This window comes from Streptomyces sp. NPDC040589, assembly GCF_055594445.1.
On the sequence record NZ_JBVIWP010000004.1, the window covers coordinates 175,903 to 189,895 of the forward strand.

General features: G+C 72.5%; 14 protein-coding genes. 9 read left to right on the plus strand and 5 right to left on the minus strand.

Annotated elements, in window-relative coordinates; translation table 11 throughout:
• Window position 1: 1 nt before the first annotated feature.
• On the minus strand, window positions 2–637 hold the full coding sequence (locus tag ACZ58V_RS18700; protein WP_468188603.1) for an ATP-dependent Clp protease proteolytic subunit: 636 nt from the start codon (window positions 635–637) through the stop codon (window positions 2–4).
• Between the two features lie 90 nt (window positions 638–727).
• On the opposite strand from ACZ58V_RS18700, the gene ACZ58V_RS18705 reads away from it, so the two are divergent.
• The 8 genes from ACZ58V_RS18705 (at window position 728) to ACZ58V_RS18740 (ending at window position 7,526) form a co-directional block, all read left to right on the plus strand.
• Window positions 728–1,015 (plus strand): type II toxin-antitoxin system Phd/YefM family antitoxin, encoded by a 288-nt coding sequence (locus ACZ58V_RS18705; RefSeq protein ID WP_468188605.1) that lies wholly within the window; start codon window positions 728–730, stop codon window positions 1,013–1,015.
• Between the two features lie 156 nt (window positions 1,016–1,171).
• On the plus strand, window positions 1,172–1,474 hold the full coding sequence (locus ACZ58V_RS18710) for an urease subunit gamma (RefSeq protein WP_028808600.1): 303 nt from the start codon (window positions 1,172–1,174) through the stop codon (window positions 1,472–1,474).
• Window positions 1,475–1,486: 12 nt separating this feature from the next.
• On the plus strand, window positions 1,487–1,798 hold the full coding sequence (locus tag ACZ58V_RS18715) for an urease subunit beta (RefSeq protein ID WP_468188608.1): 312 nt from the start codon (window positions 1,487–1,489) through the stop codon (window positions 1,796–1,798).
• Window positions 1,791–3,512: an urease subunit alpha gene (locus ACZ58V_RS18720; protein ID WP_471290895.1), complete on the plus strand. Its 1,722-nt coding sequence runs from the start codon at window positions 1,791–1,793 to the stop codon at window positions 3,510–3,512. Before ACZ58V_RS18715 ends, ACZ58V_RS18720 begins: the two co-directional genes overlap by 8 nt.
• A 10-nt stretch (window positions 3,513–3,522) precedes the next feature.
• Window positions 3,523–4,197, plus strand: a complete 675-nt coding sequence (locus ACZ58V_RS18725; protein ID WP_471290896.1) for an urease accessory protein UreF — start codon at window positions 3,523–3,525, stop codon at window positions 4,195–4,197.
• Between the two features lie 147 nt (window positions 4,198–4,344).
• Window positions 4,345–5,022: an urease accessory protein UreG gene (gene ureG, locus ACZ58V_RS18730; RefSeq protein WP_468188614.1), complete on the plus strand. Its 678-nt coding sequence runs from the start codon at window positions 4,345–4,347 to the stop codon at window positions 5,020–5,022.
• Window positions 5,010–5,783, plus strand: coding sequence for an urease accessory protein UreD (locus tag ACZ58V_RS18735; RefSeq protein ID WP_468189548.1), 774 nt, complete (start codon window positions 5,010–5,012; stop codon window positions 5,781–5,783). The genes ureG and ACZ58V_RS18735 overlap by 13 nt, the downstream gene beginning before the upstream one ends.
• A 141-nt stretch (window positions 5,784–5,924) precedes the next feature.
• Entirely contained in the window at window positions 5,925–7,526 is a 1,602-nt protein-coding gene (locus ACZ58V_RS18740) for an alpha/beta hydrolase (RefSeq protein WP_468188616.1), read from the plus strand.
• A gap of 32 nt (window positions 7,527–7,558) precedes the next feature.
• Here ACZ58V_RS18740 and ACZ58V_RS18745 read toward each other — a convergent pair whose 3' ends face one another.
• Together ACZ58V_RS18745 and ACZ58V_RS18750 are read right to left on the minus strand one after the other, a co-directional pair.
• Complete coding sequence (locus ACZ58V_RS18745) at window positions 7,559–8,593, minus strand: NAD-dependent epimerase/dehydratase family protein (protein ID WP_471290899.1); 1,035 nt, start codon at window positions 8,591–8,593, stop codon at window positions 7,559–7,561.
• A gap of 60 nt (window positions 8,594–8,653) precedes the next feature.
• Window positions 8,654–9,373, minus strand: a complete 720-nt coding sequence (locus ACZ58V_RS18750; RefSeq protein ID WP_471290901.1) for a lysophospholipid acyltransferase family protein — start codon at window positions 9,371–9,373, stop codon at window positions 8,654–8,656.
• Window positions 9,374–9,697: 324 nt separating this feature from the next.
• On the opposite strand from ACZ58V_RS18750, the gene ACZ58V_RS18755 reads away from it, so the two are divergent.
• Window positions 9,698–10,153, plus strand: a complete 456-nt coding sequence (locus tag ACZ58V_RS18755; RefSeq protein WP_468188622.1) for an RpiB/LacA/LacB family sugar-phosphate isomerase — start codon at window positions 9,698–9,700, stop codon at window positions 10,151–10,153.
• 20 nt (window positions 10,154–10,173) lie between these two features.
• Here the strand turns inward: ACZ58V_RS18755 and ACZ58V_RS18760 are convergent, their stop codons facing one another.
• Both ACZ58V_RS18760 and ACZ58V_RS18765 read right to left on the minus strand, forming a co-directional pair.
• Complete coding sequence (locus ACZ58V_RS18760; RefSeq protein ID WP_468188624.1) at window positions 10,174–11,415, minus strand: PP2C family protein-serine/threonine phosphatase; 1,242 nt, start codon at window positions 11,413–11,415, stop codon at window positions 10,174–10,176.
• Between the two features lie 65 nt (window positions 11,416–11,480).
• Window positions 11,481–13,946, minus strand: a complete 2,466-nt coding sequence (locus ACZ58V_RS18765; RefSeq protein WP_471290904.1) for a SpoIIE family protein phosphatase — start codon at window positions 13,944–13,946, stop codon at window positions 11,481–11,483.
• Window positions 13,947–13,993 lie beyond the last annotated feature (47 nt).

Below are 13,993 nucleotides of genomic sequence, written 5' to 3' on the forward strand. Positions count from 1 at the left end.
CTCACCTTCCGGTCGGCGCGGCCATGGTGGCCTTGCGGTCGGGGACGATCCGGTCCACCAGGCCGTACTCCACCGCCTCCTGGGCGGTGAGGATCTTGTCCCGCTCGATGTCCTCGCTCACCTGCTCCCGGGTGCGGCCGGTGTGCCGCGCGAGCATCTCCTCCATGCGGGTCCGGATCCGCATCAGCTCGTCGGCCTGGATCGCCAGATCGCTGGCCTGTCCCCGGACCGGCTCGGGCAGGGCGGGCTGATGGATCACCAGGCGCGCGTCCGGCAGCATGGATCGCTTGCCCGGCGTGCCGGCCGCCAGCAGCACCGTGGCGGCCGCCCCGGCCTGGCCCAGGCAGACCGTCTCCACGTCGCAGGTGACGTAGCGCATCGTGTCGTAGAGGGCCGTCATCGCGTGGAACGCGCCGCCGGGGGAGTTGATGTAGAGCTGGATGTCGCGGTCCGGGGCCTGGTGCTCGAGGTACATGAACTGGGCCATCACGTCGTTCGCCGAGATCTCGTCCACCGGCGCCCCGAGGAAGACGATCCGCTCCTCCAGCAGCTTCGAGTACGGGTCCATCGTCCGTTGTCCGGAACTCGTGCGTTCGGTGAACTCGGGCAGCACGTGACGGGCGGACGGTCGGGTCATGGTGAACCCCTCCTCGCGGGCAGGGCTGTCTCCGGCGACAGCTTCCTCTGTGAAAAATGTACAGGACGTACGTGACGTTATGATGGGGGCATGGCCTATGAGATTCCGGTGACGCAAGCCAGGGCTGAGCTCGCCGACCTGATCAACCGCGTGGTGTACGCCGGCGAGCGCGTCGTCGTCACCCGGCACGGCAAGCCCCTCGTCGCCCTCGTCTCAGCCGATGACCTGCGACGACTCGAAGAGGCCCAGGAGCTCACGGAGCCCGCCGAGGAGCAGGTGATCAGCGCCGTCTCCACGGTCCGCGAGGTCGCGTCCGCTCCTCGCGAACGACAGCGGTTCGGGATCGCGGCGGAGCATCGGGGGGCCGGCCCGGCGTAGCTTTCCGGGCGGGCCTCACAGGCCTGAAGGATCACGGCTCGGTTAACGTGCCCGAAACCCGGTCCAACTAGCCTGCCGCCACGCCACCAGGGCTTTTCCCCGGGGCTGCGGCAGCCGGGCCCCGCACGGTCCGGAGCGAGGACTGTGAGGTGGGACGTGCAACTGACCCCGCACGAGCAAGAGAGACTGCTGATCCATGTCGCGGCCGACGTGGCCGAGAAGCGCAGGGCCCGCGGGCTGAGGCTGAACCACCCCGAGGCGGTCGCGCTCATCACCTCGCACATCCTCGAAGGCGCCCGTGACGGTCGTACGGTCGCCGAACTCATGTCCTCCGGACGCAAGCTGCTCACCAGGGACGACGTCATGGAGGGCATCCCGGAGATGATCCACGACGTCCAGGTCGAGGCCACCTTCCCGGACGGCACCAAGCTCGTCACCGTCCACGACCCGATCGTCTGACGGGGAGCCGCCGTGATTCCCGGAGAGATCCTCTTCGCCGAGGACCCGATTGCGTACAACGAGGGCCGCGAGGTCACCCGGCTGACCGTCCTCAACGCCGCCGACCGGCCCGTCCAGGTCGGCTCCCACTACCACTTCGCCGAGGCCAACCCCGGCCTTCGGTTCGACCGCGCCGCGGCCCGCGGACGGCGCCTGAACGTCGCCGCCGGCACGGCCGTGCGTTTCGAACCCGGGATCCCCGTCGACGTCGAACTCGTTCCGCTCGCCGGCGCCCGTGTCGTGCCCGGTCTGCGCGGTGAGACCGGAGGTGCCCTCGATGCCTGAGATCTCGCGTGCCGCGTACGCCGACCTGTTCGGCCCGACGACCGGCGACCGTATCCGGCTCGCCGACACCGACCTGCTGGTCGAGATCGAGGAGGACCGCTCCGGCGGCCCCGGCCTCGCCGGTGACGAGGCCGTGTTCGGCGGCGGCAAGGTCATCCGCGAGTCCATGGGCCAGGCGCGTGTCACGCGCGCGGAGGGCACCCCGGACACCGTGATCACCGGCGCGGTGATCATCGACCACTGGGGGATCGTCAAGGCCGACGTCGGCATCCGCGACGGTCGGATCACCGGCATCGGCAAGGCCGGCAACCCCGACACCATGGACGGCGTCCACCCCGACCTGGTCATCGGCCCGGAGACCGAGATCATCGCCGGCAACGGGCGGATCCTCACGGCCGGCGCGATCGACGCCCACGTCCACTTCATCTGCCCGCAGATCGCCGACGAGGCGCTCTCGGCGGGCATCACGACCCTCGTCGGCGGCGGTACGGGCCCGGCCGAGGGCTCCAAGGCCACCACCGTGACCCCCGGCCCCTGGCATCTCGCGCGGATGCTGGAGGCGATGGAGGCCTTCCCGCTCAACATCGGCCTGCTCGGCAAGGGCAACACCGTCTCGCACCAGGCGATGCTGTCGCAGATCCGCGGCGGCGCGCTCGGCCTGAAGCTGCACGAGGACTGGGGCTCGACCCCGGCCGTCATCGACGCCTCGCTGACCGTCGCCGAGCAGACCGGCATCCAGGTCGCCATCCACACGGACACGCTCAACGAGGCCGGTTTCGTCGGCGACACGCTCGCCGCGATCGCCGGGCGGGGCATCCACGCGTACCACACCGAGGGCGCGGGCGGCGGGCACGCGCCGGACATCATGACCGTGGTCTCCGAGTCGTACGTGCTACCGAGCTCCACCAATCCGACCCGGCCGTTCACCGTCAACACCGCCGAGGAACACCTCGACATGCTGATGGTCTGCCACCACCTCAACCCGGCGGTGCCGGAGGACCTGGCCTTCGCCGAGTCCCGGATCCGGCCGTCCACGATCGGCGCGGAGGACGTGCTGCACGACCTGGGCGCGATCTCGATCATCTCCTCCGACTCCCAGGCCATGGGACGCGTCGGCGAGGTCGTCATGCGGACCTGGCAGACCGCGCATGTGATGAAGCGGCGGCGGGGCGCGCTGCCCGGGGACGGACGCGCCGACAACCGCCGGGTACGTCGCTATGTCGCCAAGTACACGATCAACCCGGCGCTCGCCCAGGGCCTGGCCCGGGAGATCGGGTCGGTCGAGAGCGGCAAGCTGGCCGACCTGGTGCTGTGGGAGCCTGCGTTCTTCGGCGTCAAGCCGCAGCTCGTCATCAAGGGCGGGCAGATCGCGTACGCGCAGATGGGCGACGCGAACGCCTCGATCCCCACGCCGCAGCCGATCCTGCCGCGCCCGATGTACGGGGCGATCGGGCGGGCGCCGGCCGCCAACTCCTTCAACTTCGTCGCCCCCTTGGCCGTCGAGGACGGGCTGCCGGAGCGGCTGGGGCTCGGCAAGCGGTTCGTGGCGATCGAGTCGACGCGCGGGGTCACCAAGGCCGACATGCGGGAGAACGACGCGCGCCCGGACGTGCGGGTCGACCCCGACAGCTTCGCGGTGCACATCGACGGGGAACTGGTCGAGGCGTCGCCCGCCGCCGAACTGCCCATGGCGCAGCGCTACTTCCTGTTCTGAGGATGCCCTGATGTCACGAGCAGCGCTTCTCGTCCTGGCCGACGGCCGCTTTCCCGCCGGCGGCCACGCACACTCCGGCGGGGCCGAGGCCGCGGTCAAGGCCGGGCGGATCAAGGGGGCGGCGAGCCTCGCGGACTTCTGCCGGGGGCGCCTGCACACGGCCGGATCGGTGGCCGCGGCGCTCTCGGCCGCCGCCGCGCTCGGGATCGACCCCGTCGCGCTGGACCGTGCCGCGGACGCCCGTACGCCGTCCCCCGCGCTGCGGGTCGCCGCGCGCAAGCTGGGTCGCCAGCTGATGCGGGCCGCCCGGTCGACCTGGCCGTCCGCCGAACTGGACTCACTGGCACGGGAGTTCCCCAAGGGTGCCCATCAGCCGGTGGTGCTCGGCCTGACGGCCCGGGCGGCCGGACTGGGGCCGGTCGACGCGGCGTACTGCGCGGCGTACGAGAGCGTGAGCGGCCCGGCCACGGCGACGGTCCGGCTGCTGAGCCTGGATCCCTTCGACGCGACGGGGGTGCTGGCCCGGCTGGCGCCGGAAATGGACCAGGTCGTGGACCGGGCGGTGGAGGCGGCGCGGCGAGTCGTCGACGAGGGGGTGGACGCCTTGCCGGCGGGCTCGGCACCACTGCTGGAGATCGGAGCGGAGGCGCATGCGGGGTGGCCGGTACGGCTGTTCGCCTCGTAGCCGCCTTCTGAACGCCGCGCGGACCACCTCCTCAGGGGCGCGGGGAACTGCGCGACAAACCCCCACCCAGCCGCACTCCGACGCCAGCGCCCGCCTCCCCCGAACCCGGTCGTCCCAAACGAGGGCCCATCCCACCAGGAGCCGCACATGCACCTCGACCACCATCACGACGGCCCCACCGCCGTCAGCGCAGACGCCCGCCGCCCCGACGGCACCCGGCGCGCCCTGCGTATCGGCCTCGGCGGACCCGTCGGGTCCGGCAAGACCGCCACCGTCGCCGCACTCTGCCGGGCACTGCGGGACGAGCTGTCGATCGCGGTCGTCACCAACGACATCTACACCCGGGAGGACGCCGAGTTCCTGCTCCGGGAAGCCGTGCTGCCGCCCGAGCGGATCACCGCCGTGGAGACGGGGGCCTGCCCGCACACCGCGATCCGCGACGACATCTCCGCCAACCTGGAAGCGGTGGAGGACCTGGAGGACGCAGTCGGGCCACTGGATCTGGTCCTCGTGGAGTCCGGCGGTGACAACCTCACCGCGACCTTCTCCAAGGGGCTCGTCGACGCACAGGTCTTCGTGATCGACGTGGCCGGGGGCGATGACATCCCGCGCAAGGGCGGGCCGGGCGTGACCACCGCCGACCTGCTCGTCGTCAACAAGACCGACCTCGCACCGTACGTCGGCTCCGACCTCGCGCGCATGGCGGCCGACGCCAAGGCCCAGCGGGCCGAACTGCCGGTCGTCTTCCAGTCGTTGCGGAGCGAGGCCGGGGTGACGGAGGTCGCCGCGTGGGTGCGGGCGCAGCTCGCCGCGTGGACGGCGTGAGCGTGCACGGTGCCGGGGTACGGTCCGTGGCGCGGATCGTCGCCCGGGACGACGGCCGGGGCGGGACCTCCCTGCCCGTGCTGGAGAGCGACGGACCCCTGGCGCTGCGGCGGACCAGGGCCGTGGGCCCCGAGGCGCGGGTCATGCTCGTCGGGGCGATGAGCGGGCCGCTGGGCGGCGACCACTTCACCGTGGAGGCCCGCGTGGAGGAGGGGGCCCGGCTGTCGGTCGGGTCGGCCGCCGCCACCATCGCGCTGCCGGGGCAGGTGAAGAGCGAGGCACGCTACGACGTGCGGATCGGCGTCGCCGACGGTGCCGAACTGCACTGGCTGCCGGAGCAGTTGATCTCCGCCCAGGGCAGCGACCTGTACGTCACGACCCGCGTCGACCTCGCCGCCACCGCCCGGCTCGTGCTGCGCGAGGAGCAGGTGCTCGGGCGCGCCGGTGAGGAACCCGGACGGCTGACGAGCCGTCTGACCGTGCGGATCGCCGAGCTGGCCGTGCTCGACCAGGAGCTGGCCTGTGGGCCCGGCGCGCCGGGCGGCTGGGACGGGCCCGCCGTGCTCGCGGGACACCGGGCGGTCGGGCAACTGGTCGTCGTACGCCCGGAGTTCGCCACCGAGCCGGTGACGGCCCGGACACTGGGCGAGGGGGCCTCGGTCGTGCCGCTCGCCGGGCCCGCCGCGCTGGTGACCGCCGTGGCGCCGGACGCGCTGCGGCTGCGGCGGCTGCTCGACGAGGCGCTGATGTCCCTCACGTAGGCGCTCGCACGGGCGTCCGTAGAGCAGAATCCCTTCTCCGTTTATCGGATTGGCAAAGAAGCGCGACGGACCCTGTTCTCAGCAACCTCACAGCCGCGAGGATCCCCGTACTGATCGCAACGATGTACGGGGAGGTCCCCCTTGAGGGGTACGAGACCGAAGAGGCGGGTGGCGGCGCTCGGTTCGGCCGGAGCGCTCGTCACGGCCACGCTGATAGCCGGCGCCGTCGCGGCGCCCTCGGCGAACGCCAGCGCGGGCACCCGCCACGGCCAGGACCGCGAGGCCCGGGGCGCCGCGGTCGCCGCCGCCCGGGCCGCGAAGGCCGGTATCGACTGGCAGGACTGCCCCGCCGACTGGAATCTGGCCAAGCCGATCCAGTGCGGGTACGTCACCGTGCCGCTGGACTACGCCAAGCCGCACGGCAAGCAGATCAAGCTCGCCGTCGACCGCATCGGCAACACGGGCACCAAGGCCGAGCGGCAGGGCGCGCTCCTCTACAACCCCGGCGGCCCCGGCGGCTCCGGACTGCGCTTCCCCGCCCGGGTCACCGGCAAGAACCCCGTGTGGGCCAACGCCGCCAAGGCCTACGACTTCGTGGGCTTCGACCCGCGCGGCGTCGGCAAGTCGGCGCCCATCTCCTGCGTCGACCCGCAGGAGTTCGTCAAGGCACCCAAGATGGACCCGGTCCCCGACTCCGAGGCCGACAAGCTCGCCCAGCGCAAGCTGGCCCGCGAGTACGCCGAGGGCTGCAACGACCGCAGCGGCGCGATGCTGCCGCACATGACCACGCCGAACACCGCGCGCGACCTCGACGTCATCCGCGCCGCCCTCGGCGAGAAGAAGCTCAACTTCCTGGGCGTCTCCTACGGCACCTACCTCGGCGCCGTCTACGGCACCCTCTTCCCGGGCCATGTGCGCCGCATGGTCGTCGACAGCGTCGTCAACCCCTCCCGGGACAAGATCTGGTACCAGGCCAACCTGGACCAGGACGTCGCCTTCGAGGGCCGCTGGAAGGACTGGCAGGACTGGGTCGCCGCGAACGACGCGACCTACCACCTCGGCACCACCCGCGCCGCCGTCCAGGAGAAGTGGCTCCAGCTGCGCGCCACGGCGAAGAAGAACCCCCTCGGCGGGGTCGTCGGCCCGGCCGAGCTGATCTCCTTCTTCCAGAGCGCCCCCTACTACGACTCCTCGTGGGCCCCGGTCGCCTCGGTCTTCAGCAAGTACGTCGCCGGAGACACCCAGGCGCTCGTCGACGCCGCCGCCCCCGACCCGTCCGACACCGCGGGCAACGCCTCCGCCGAGAACGGCAACGCCGTCTACACGGCCGTGGAGTGCGCCGACGCCAAGTGGCCCACCAGCTGGCGCACATGGGACCGGGACAACACCCGGCTCCACAAGGACCACCCGTTCATGACCTGGGCCAACGCCTGGATGAATCTGCCGTGCGCCACCTGGCCTGCCAAGCAGCGGACGCCGCTGGACGTCAAGAGCGGCAAGGGCCTGCCCGGCGTGCTCATCGTCCAGTCGGAGCACGACGCGGCGACGCCGTACGAGGGCGCCGTCGAACTGCACAAGCGGTTCAAGGGCTCCCGCCTGATCACCGAGAAGGGCGCCGGTTCGCACGGCGTCACCGGGCTGGTCAACCCGTGCGTCAACGAGCGGGTGGACAGCTACCTGCTCACCGGCGAGCTGGACCGCCGCGATGTGACCTGCACACCGCACGCCGAGCCCAAGCCGTAATAGCGGCCGGGGGGCGGCCGTTCGGCCGCCCCTCAGCCGTCCCTTTCCGCCAGCCAGGCGTCCTCCGCCGCGTAGTCGAAGAGGTCGCCGTACGCCTGGACCATCTTCGGGTACGCCTCCCGCCAGTCCCGCCCGGCGAGTTGTTCCTCGATCGAGGCGACCGTCTCCGGCAGGGTGTCCGCGTACCGCACCACCGGCCGGTAGCCCAGCTCGCGTTCCGCCGCCGACATGTCGCACACCACGGGCACCGGCACCGACCAGGGCGTCTCGCCCACGCCGGAGGCGGGCGGCGGACCGTCCACGAGCACGTCCTCGGTCCGTACCCCCATCACCGCGTCGATCTCCGCCGCGATCCGGGCCACCGTCGGCGCGTCCGGGTCCACGGCGTTCAGGACGCGGGCGCCCGGCCGGGCGGCGGCCAGCCGGATCAGCTCGGCGATCGTGTGGACGCTCACCGGATGGAACCGGCTCTCGCCGCCGTAGGCGAGCACGCGCCGGCGCCGGCCGTCGAGGTTGCGCTTCACCATGTACAGCTCGCGCGGGGTCCGGCAGTACGCCCCGTGGATGGCGCCCGCGCGCAGCAGCGTGGCCGGCAACCGGTCGCCCGCCGCGAGGAGTTCGCGCTCCAGCGCCGCCTTCCGGGTGCTGTACGAGGCGTCGCCCGGGCGCACCGTGCGCTGAGCCTCCGTCAGCGGCAGCGGGTACTCGGGAAAGCCATCGGGCTCGTTCTGCGTGTCGAAGCCGCGGCCCCGGTCGTCCTCGTACACCGACACACTGGAGATCACCACGGCCGAGCCGACCCGCCCGGCCAGCCCCGTCAACTGCCGTGCGTGCCCGGCGCCGAACGCCACCATGTCCACCAGGACGTCGCAGCCGTCGCCGACCACCGCGGACAGCTCCGCGTCGTCCTCCCGGTCGGCCCGTACGGCCTGTACGCCGTCCGGCCACCGGGGGTCCCGGCCGCCGCCCCGCGAGACGGCCGTCACCTCCCAGCCGTCCCGGGCCAGCGCCCCGACCGCCACCCGTCCGATCTGTCCCGTCGCTCCGATCACCACAGCACGTGTCATACGACGACCGTACGGCGGCCGAGGGCCGGGCCGGCTGCGGATCTGCCGACAGCAGAGGCCTCAACTGAGCGGCATGCGCGGGAACTTCCGCTCCTTCGCGGCGGCGGCCTCCTCGGCCTTCACGACGGCCGCGTACTGGTCGACGTACTCCTGCTCGGACAGGGAGAGGATCGCGTACATGAGCTCGTCGGTGACGGCGCGCAGGATGGCCTTCTCGTTCTCCATGCCGGCGTAGCGGGAGAAGTCGAGGGGCTTGCCGAAGCGGATCACGACGGGGTGGATGTTGGGGATGACCTTGCCGGGCGGCTGGGCCTCGAAGGTGCCGATCATCGCGCAGGGGATGATCGGGACGCCGGCCTTGAGGGCCATCACGGCGACACCGACCTTGCCCTTGTAGAGACGGCCGTCGTGCGAGCGCGTGCCCTCGGGGTAGATACCGAGCAACTCGCCCTTGTCCAGCACGCCGAGGCCCTCGCGGATAGCTGCCTGGCCCGCGTCCTTGCCCGACCGGTCGACCGGGATCTGCCCCGCGCTGCGGAAGAAGAAGGCCGTCAGCCGGCCCTTGAGGCCCGGGCCCGTGAAGTACTCGGCCTTCGCGAGGAAGGTGATGCGCCGCTTGAGGATCGCGGGCATCAGGAAGTGGTCCGAGAACGACAGGTGATTGCCGGCGACGATGGCGGCGCCCTCCGACGGAACGTGCTCCAGACCCTCTATCCGAGGCCGGAAGACCAGTCGCAGCAGCGGACCCAGCAGCACGTATTTCAGCAGGTAATAGAACAAGGCGGGCGCTCCTCGACTCTGGCGGTGGACTCAACCGCCGCGTTCCAGCAGGTCAACCGGCGTGTCGTGGGGTGCCAGTGTAGGTGCAGGCACAGCCACCGGGCACCTCGTGCGGCGGGACCTCGTCGATCCTTCACCTATTGACTGACGGTCAGTCAGTCGGGTGGTGGTGTCCGGTGGTGCTCATGCGGCTGGGGAGGGCCGCGGGACCAGCGTGCTGGTCCGTCCGGGTGATCGGCAAGCCGAACGGGTGGCATGGCCGGGTTGCGTTGGGTGCCTGGCCAACCGCTGGTTCTTGCGGCCCGGCCGAGTAGTCTGCGCAGCATGCGGATCTCTGTTTCCTCGGACATGGACGAGCCCGTCGCCCGCGCCCTCGTGGCCGCGCTGCAGGGCCGAGGGCACGAGGTGCGTCCGCACGGCGCACTGCGCTCCGGGGGCGACCCGCAGTGGGCGGTGTGCTCCGAGGCCGCGGCCCGCGAGGTCGCCGACGGCACGGCCGACCAGGCCGTGGTGTGCTGCTGGACCGGCACGGGCGCCTCGATCGCCGCGAACAAGGTGCCCGGCGTACGGGCCGCCCTGTGCACGGACGCCTACACGGCCGACGGGGCCCGCCGCTGGAACGACGCCAACGTCCTCGCGCTCAGCCTGCGGCTGACGTCCGAGCCGCTGCTGACGGAGATCCTCGACGCGTGGTTCGCGGGCGAGCCCAGCGGCGACACCGAGGACCGGCAGAACGTGGACCGCGTCAGGCTCCTCGATCACGGGCGGAACCGGCTGTAGGGCGCCTGACCCCTGGCCCCTCACAGCCGCACGATGACCAGCGCGGTGTCGTCGGTGGCGCCGCCGTGCGGCAGCAGCTCCAGCAGGACGGTGTCGGCGAGGGCCTCGGGGTCCTGGTCCCGGTTCCGGGCCAGCGCGTCGGCCAGGCGGCCCAGACCGGTGTCGATGTCCTCGCCACGCCGTTCGATCAGCCCGTCGGTGTAGAGCACGAGGGTGGCGCCCGGCGAGTACGAGGTGTCCGCCTGGGGTCTGGGGATCGGGTCGGGCCGGGCGTCGAGCGGGGTGTCGGTGGCCCCGTCGAGCAGCTCCGTGCGGCCGTCGGGGTGGACCAGCACGGGCGGGGGATGGCCGGCACTGCTGTAGGTGATGATGTGCCGGTCGAAGTCGATGAAGGTCGTCACGGCGGTCGCCGACTCGGCGCCCGCGACCACGTGCGCGTAGCGCCCCAGCACGTCCAGTGCCTGGGCCGGGCCCTCGGCGACCCGGGAGGCAGCGCTGAGCGCGCTGCGCAGCTGGCCCATGACACCGGCGGCCTCCAGTCCGTGCCCGACCACGTCGCCCACCGACACCCCGACCCGGTGGCCGCCGACCAGGTCGACCAGGTCGTACCAGTCCCCGCACACGTTGAGCGCGCCAACGGCGGGCCGGTAGCGGACGGCGGCCCGGTGATGGTGACTGACCTGGCGGCGGTCGGGCAGCATCGCCTCCTGCAGGGCCAGCGCCACCTCCCGCTCCCGGGAGTGCGCCTGGCGCAGCCGGTCGTTGAGCTCCTGCAGCTCACGGGCGCGGGTGTACAGCTCGGCCTCCAGGACCCGGGCCCGGCTGCCCCGGTTCCCTCCGGAGCGGCCCCGGGCCCGGATCAGCTCCGTGACCTCCTCGACCCGGTGCAGGATCAGCACCACCTTGCCGTCGGGGCCGACCAGCGGAGCGTTCACGGGGCTCCAGTAACGCTCATGCCACTCCCCGGGCCGCTCGGGATCCTCGACGTCGTAGCGCTGCAGGGCCATGGCGTCGCGCTCCCCGGTCGCCAGCACCCGGTGCAGCGAGGCCTCCAGGTTGCGCATGCCCGTCGCGGCCGGGTCGTTGGGGTTGTCGGGGAAGACGTCGAACAGATAGCGGCCGATCAGCTGCTCGCGGGAGCGGCCGGACACCCGGATGAACTCCTCGTTGGCGTCCGCGTACACCAGCTCCGGCGTCAGCAGCGCCACCATGCCGGGCAGGGCCTGGAACACCGCCGCGTACTCGATCGACGAATCCGTCATGGCCGCCTCACCACTGCCGGGATCAGACTATTTTCCCACGGTATGGCCGATTCTGGGGTCCGGCTTCACTCCGGGAGGTCCGCCAGCGACTGCTCCGCCCAGATGATCTTTCCGTCGTGGACGAACCGGGTGCCCCACCGCTGGGTCAGCTGGGAGACCAGCAGCAGCCCGCGCCCGCCCTCGTCCGTCGTACGGGGATGGCGCAGATGGGGCGCGGTGGCACCGCCGTCGAAGACCTCGCAGACCAGGGCGCGCTCCCGGATCAGCCGGAGCCGGATCGAGCCCGTGGCGTACCGGATGGCGTTGGTGACCAGCTCGCTCACCACGAGCTCCGTGGTGAAGACCAGCTCGTCCAGGCCCCAGTGCGCCAGCTGCCGGGTGGCCGTGCGGCGGGCGTCGGCGACGACGGCCGGGTCGGAGGGCAGGTCCCAGGCCGCGACCTGCTCGCTGCCGAGCCGCTTCGTCCGCGCCATCAGCAGGGCCACGTCGTCGTACGGGCGCGCCGGGACCAGCGCGTCGACCACGGTCAGGCAGACCGACTCGAGCGGGCCCGCCTGCTCCAGCGCCCCGCGCAGCCGTTCCCGGCCGCTGTCGACGGCCCAGGTCTCGCCCCGGGCCAGCAGCCCGTCGGTGTGCAGGGCGAGCGTGCTGTCCTCCGCCAGGGACAGCTCGACCGCCTCGAAGGGCGGACCGCCCACGCCGAGCGGCGGCCCCTGCGGCAGATCGACGAACGTGACCGAGCGGTCGGGCGCGACCACGGCCGGGGCGGGGTGGCCCGCGGCCGCCATCGTGCAGCCGCCGTCGACCGGGTCGTAGACCACGTACAGGCATCCGGCGCCCACGGACGACGACCGCGTGCCGTCGGCGCCCGCCGCGCCCGGTTCGACGCCCTCCTCCCGCGCCGACCGCGCCACCAGGTCGTCGAGGTGCGCCAGCACCTCCTCGGGCGGCAGATCCAGAGCGGCCAGGGTCCGTACGGCGGTCCGCAGCTGCCCCATGGCCGCCGCGGCGTCGATGCCGTGCCCGGGCACCTCGCCCACGACGAGCGCGACGCGGCCGCCGGACAGCGGGATGAGGTCGTACCAGTCGCCGCCCAGGCCGGTCAGCTCGTCGGCCGGCCGGTAGCACGCGGCCACTTCGACGGCGTCCTGCTCGGGCAGCCGGTGGGGCAGCAGACTGCGTTGCAGCACGAGGGCGGCGTCCCGCTCGCGGGTGTAGCGCCTGGCGTTGTCCAGGCAGACGGCCGCGCGGGCGACGAGGTCCTCGGCCAGGTGCAGATCCTCCTCGTCGAACGGCTCCCGGCGGTGGCGCCGGAAGAAGGTGGTGACGCCCAGGGTGGTGCCCCGCGACCGGATCGGCACGGCCATCACGCTGTACAGGTCCAGCTCCAGGAAGGTGACGGTCCGGCGGCCTTCCGGGAGGTCCGTGGCCCACTCCCGGGTCACCGGATCGAGCCGCTCCGCACTCCAGGAGCGTCCCGTGGTCAGACAGCGGACCGGGGGCGACCCGGCCAGGTAGGTCGCGACGTCGCCGACCTCGAGGGCGCCCTGCGGCAGGTCGTCCTCCGCGGACCGCTGGCCGGCACGGCGCAGCGCCACCGGATCCGTGTCCGCGAGCGGCCCGGGAGCCGGCTCGGCGCCCCGTAGGACCGCCTCCAGCAGATCGACGGTGACGAAGTCGGCGACTCCCCGAACGGCCACGTCGGCCAGCTCCTGCGCGGTGCGCATGACGTCAAGGCTGCGGCCGATGCTCTCGCCGGCCCGGTCGAGGAGCGCCAGCCGCTGCCGCGCGCGGTGCCGCTCGGTCATGTCGACGACCGTGTAGTACACGCCCAGCGGGTGGCCCCGGTCGTCCTCGAGCCGGGTGAACGACAGCATGTGCGCCGTCTCGCGCAGCGGCGCCGACCGCACATGGCCCACGTGCTCGTACCCGACGACCGCCTCGCCGGTCTCCAGAACGTGCCGCATCTGCGCCTCGACCGCCTGGGCGTCCATGCCAGGCTGGACGTCCGCGAAGCGCAGCCCGAGCCGTCGCGGTGCCGGTCCGCCGCCGAACTGCTCCAGGGCGGCGTTGGACCACACGAAACGCAGGTCGGTGTCCACGATGGCGATGCCGACGGAGGCGTCGGTCACCATCCGCTCCAGCACCGTACGGCTCATGTCCCAGCCGGAGGCCTGGCCCAGCTCCGACAGGAGCACCAGCCAGCGCGAACCGCTGTGCGTCTCCTCGGTCGAGGTGATCCGGGCCACGACCCGCACCGGCCGCCCGTGCTTGCGGCGGGCCGTCAGCAGCCCCGTCCAGCCGCCGTCCCTGCGGCAGCGCTCGACCAGGTCCGGCACACGCTCCGCGTCCTCGGCGGCCAGCAGATCGGACAGCTTCCTGCCGACCGCCTCGGAAGCCGGGTAGGCCAGCAGCCGCCGGGCGTCGTCGGTCCAGCCCGTCACCACGCCCTGCGGATCGAGCAACAGGGGTACGGCGTCGGCCACGTCGAACCGCCGCCGGGCAACGCCGTACTCCTCGTGTGCGCCCACCGGCCGACCTCTCTGTCGCTGAGAGTGGTCTACCACCTCTTGCCCCC

Excerpts from the sequence above, each read along its gene's own strand:
- ACZ58V_RS18700 (WP_468188603.1), bottom strand. The coding sequence starts at position 637 with ATGACCCGACCGTCCGCCCGTCACGTGCTGCCCGAGTTCACCGAACGC.
- ACZ58V_RS18705 (WP_468188605.1), top strand. The coding sequence starts at position 728 with ATGGCCTATGAGATTCCGGTGACGCAAGCCAGGGCTGAGCTCGCCGAC.
- ACZ58V_RS18720 (WP_471290895.1), top strand. The coding sequence starts at position 1,791 with ATGCCTGAGATCTCGCGTGCCGCGTACGCCGACCTGTTCGGCCCGACG.
- ACZ58V_RS18725 (WP_471290896.1), top strand. The coding sequence starts at position 3,523 with ATGTCACGAGCAGCGCTTCTCGTCCTGGCCGACGGCCGCTTTCCCGCC.
- ureG (WP_468188614.1), top strand. The coding sequence starts at position 4,345 with ATGCACCTCGACCACCATCACGACGGCCCCACCGCCGTCAGCGCAGAC.
- ACZ58V_RS18745 (WP_471290899.1), bottom strand. The coding sequence starts at position 8,593 with ATGACACGTGCTGTGGTGATCGGAGCGACGGGACAGATCGGACGGGTG.
- ACZ58V_RS18755 (WP_468188622.1), top strand. The coding sequence starts at position 9,698 with ATGCGGATCTCTGTTTCCTCGGACATGGACGAGCCCGTCGCCCGCGCC.
- ACZ58V_RS18760 (WP_468188624.1), bottom strand. The coding sequence starts at position 11,415 with ATGACGGATTCGTCGATCGAGTACGCGGCGGTGTTCCAGGCCCTGCCC.